Consider the following 3,304-nt stretch of genomic DNA (forward strand, 5'->3'; position numbering starts at 1 on the left):
CGGTCGCCGCTTCCGCCTAGGCCTACGCCCCGGGTCGTGGGCATTGACGACTAGGCATGGAGGCGAGGACGCCATTACGGCACAATCGTCTGTGACCTCGAACGGCGCCGCGTGATCGACCTGCTGCCGGGCCGCTCGTCCGAGCCGGTGGCACGCTGGCTTGCCGCCCACCCTGACGTTGCGGTGGTCAGTCGTGACCGGGCCGGCCCATATGCCGACGCGGCCCGCACCGGCGCACCCGGCGCCATCCAGGTCGCCGATCGCTGGCACCTGCTGGTGAACGCGTCCGACGCCCTGCGCCGCGTCGTCGAGCGGCATCAGCCGCAGCTGCGCGACGCGGTGCGGCTTTGCGCCCCATCAGCTTGTCGCGCGACAATCTGGATGAGGGAGCGCGTCAATCAGGGTGAGACTCTGTGACCGCAACGGCAATGAGATTGTTCATTCTGAATGTCGCTGGCAAGACCTATGTTGGTGATTGGTTGTCGGGGAGCGACACGGCGTCGAGGTCCTTGATTGTCGCGTAGCTTTGCGGCCGTCCGGCGCCCTTGTGTTTGCGTTCGAGTGCGGCGCGCCTTCGGTAGCTGTCGACGTTGATCTCGAAGATCGTGGCATGGTGGACGAGGCGATCGACAGCGGCGAGCGTCATGGCGGGGTCTGGAAAGACCTTTCCCCAGGCTCCGAATGGCTGGTTTGCCGTGATCAGGGTGGATCGGCGTTCGTAGCGGGCGCTGATGAGTTCGAACAAGACGGAGGTTTCCGCCTGATCCTTGCTGACATAGGCGAGGTCATCGAGGATCAGCAGGTGGAAGCGATCGAGCCGGTTGATGGCGGCTTCAAGTGCCAGCTCGCGGCGCGCGACCTGCAGCCTTTGCACCAGGTCTGACGTGCGGGCGAACAGCACACGCCAGCCGTTTTCCACCAGCGCCAGGCCGATGGCGGAGGCGAGATGGGTTTTGCCGCCGCCCGGGCCGCCGATCAGCAGCAGGTTGGCGCCTTTGTCGATCCAGCTGTCGCCGGCGCAGATTGCCAAAACGTGCGCCTTGGAGATCGTGGGGATAGCGTCGAAGTCGAAGCTGTCGAGGGTCTTGCCGGGCAGGAGCTGAGCCTCGGCGAGGTGTCGCGTGAGGCGGCGGCGGTCGCGTTCGGCGATCTCGTGCTCGGCGAGAGTGGCCAGGAAGCGCGCGGCCGGCCAGCTCTCCTTGTCCGCCCGCTGGGCCAGGTCGGGCCAGTCCTGCTTGATCGCGGGCAGGCGGAGATCGTTAAGCATCAGGGTGAGCCGGGCGCTATCGATGGCTCCGGTCTGAAGGGCCCGGGTCATGCTGCTTCTCCCCGGCTAACGCCGAGCAGCTGGTCATAGTCGACCAACGGCGTGAGATGGACGACGACATCGGGCAGCGTGGCGGGATCCGGCGCGAAACGCGCGCGCAGCGCGGCGAGATCGGGGAGTTGGGCGGCGGCGAGATCGGCGCTGAGCAGGGTCGCGAGTTCGGCTTCGCAGCCGCGCTCATGCGCGAGCGCCAGCAAGCTGACCATCAGGCGGCAGGCTGACGCTTCCGGCATCTTTTCGAGCAACCGGTCGAAGGTCAGCCGGTAGGCGTCACGGGGGAATAGCTGGTCGCGGTAGACGAGGTTGAGCAATGCCATGGGTTTGCGCCGCAGCGCGTGGATGACGTGGCGGTAATCGACGATGTGGGCGCGCTTGCCGGTCCCCGGCGCACGTCCGCGCGTCAAAGTCATCAGCAAGGTGGCGCCGATGAACACCTCGAGCCGGTCGTCATAGAGCCATACCCGCAGGCGATGGCCGATCAGCCGCGACGGCACGGTGTAGAAGACCTTCTTGAGGGTAAAGCCGCCTGAGGAGGTCACGGTGACAAGCGCCTCCTCATGATCGCACGTCCGCTGCCCGGGCAGCGGCTGCAAGGCGGGCCGCTCGGCCTCGATGCGTTTGACGTGATGGGCGTTCTTGCGACTGACGATCTCGTCGACGAAGCGGCGATAGCCGGCCAGGTCATCGAAGTCGCCGGTGCCGCGCATCAGCAGCGCGTCGTGGATGGCTTTCCTCAGATGGCCGTGCGCGCTCTCGATGGCGCCATTCTCATGCGCGACGCCGCGGTTGTTGCGGGTCGGCTGCATCCCGTAATGGGCGCACAGCGCGTCATAGCGCCGGGTCAGGTCGAGGCGGGCGTCGAGATCCAGATTGCGGAACGCCGCCGAGAGACTGTCGGAGCGATGCTCAAGCGGCGCGCCGCCCAGCGCCCACAGCGCATTCTGCAGCCCCTCGGCCAGGGCGACGTAGCTCTCGCCGCCAAGGATCACGTGCGCATGCTCGAAGCCGGAGTAAGCCAGCCGAAAGTGATACAGTCGGTGATCGAGCCGTTGCCCGGCGACGGTCACGCCGAGATCGGCCATGTCGGTGAAGTCCGACAGCCCCATGCGGCCGGGCTCCTGGACCTGGCGGAATATCACCTCCTGATCGGCGCCATAAAGGGCACGCCATGACCGAATGCGCCGCTCCAGAGTGCGGCGCGCGCCGGCCGACAGATCGGGATGGCGCCGCTGCATCTCGTCGAAGACCGCCACCGCGCGCAGCCCTGGCGCCGCGCTCAGCATCGGCACGACCTCGGCGTCAAAGAAGTCGGCGAGCGGATCGGGACGTCGGCGCCCCCGCACGCCCTTCTGCAAGGACGGAAGCCGGTGGTCGTGCTCGAAGCGATAGGCCGTCGCCGGGCTGATCGCGGCCTTGGCGGCGCTCACCGCCGGGCCGTCTGTCTGTCGGAAGGTCATGTAGAGCCTCATCTGGTGGTCGGTGACATGGCGGCCGGGCAAGGGACAGGTCTTCCATCGGGAAGGCCAATCCACACCGTCGACCGGTCGCGGTCACCTGATCCATCGCTCCCCTCAAAGAAGCGCAGGCTGCTCGTTACGCGGCTAGCGCCTCCGGTCGGGCTTCGCCCGCCCTACGACATCAGCCGCGTAACGACCTTCTCATCCTGATTGTCGGGCTTTCTCACCTTGATTGTCGCGCAGCAATCAGCTTCACCTACCTCCCATCCACGTGCGCCGCTGCCCATTCCGGTTGCCGCGCCAGCAGCCCCGCCCCCGAGCCGCCGCCACGCGCGCTTCGAGGTCGTCCAGCGGCTGCACGCCGAAGGGATCCCGATCAAGCAAATCGTGCGCCGGACCAGGGTGGCCCGTAACGCCGTGCGCCGCTGGCTGCGGGCAGGCGAGTTCATTCCCTACAGACGCGCTCCGGCTCCAAGCCTGCTCAACCGCCACCAGCCTTTCCTGGAGGAGCGCTGGTTGG

General features: G+C 67.0%; 2 protein-coding genes and 2 pseudogenes. 2 read left to right on the forward strand and 2 right to left on the reverse strand.

Going from position 1 to position 3,304, the window contains the following annotated elements:
* Positions 1 to 333: pseudogene (locus Q0R27_RS03915) on the forward strand (transposase); the annotation flags it as partial.
* 130 nt (positions 334 to 463) lie between these two features.
* Here the strand turns inward: Q0R27_RS03915 and istB are convergent.
* Complete coding sequence (gene istB / locus Q0R27_RS03920; protein WP_293941104.1) at positions 464 to 1,318, reverse strand: IS21-like element helper ATPase IstB; 855 nt, start codon at positions 1,316 to 1,318, stop codon at positions 464 to 466.
* Positions 1,315 to 2,796, reverse strand: a complete 1,482-nt coding sequence (gene istA / locus Q0R27_RS03925; RefSeq protein ID WP_293941107.1) for an IS21 family transposase — start codon at positions 2,794 to 2,796, stop codon at positions 1,315 to 1,317. Before istA ends, istB begins: the two co-directional genes overlap by 4 nt.
* Positions 2,797 to 3,138: 342 nt before the next feature.
* Between istA and Q0R27_RS03930 the strand changes: the two are divergent.
* Positions 3,139 to 3,304 (forward strand): annotated as a pseudogene (locus Q0R27_RS03930) (ISL3 family transposase); the annotation flags it as partial.

Origin of the sequence: Sphingomonas sp., assembly GCF_025362505.1 — a bacterium.
Lineage (GTDB): Bacteria > Pseudomonadota > Alphaproteobacteria > Sphingomonadales > Sphingomonadaceae > Sphingomicrobium.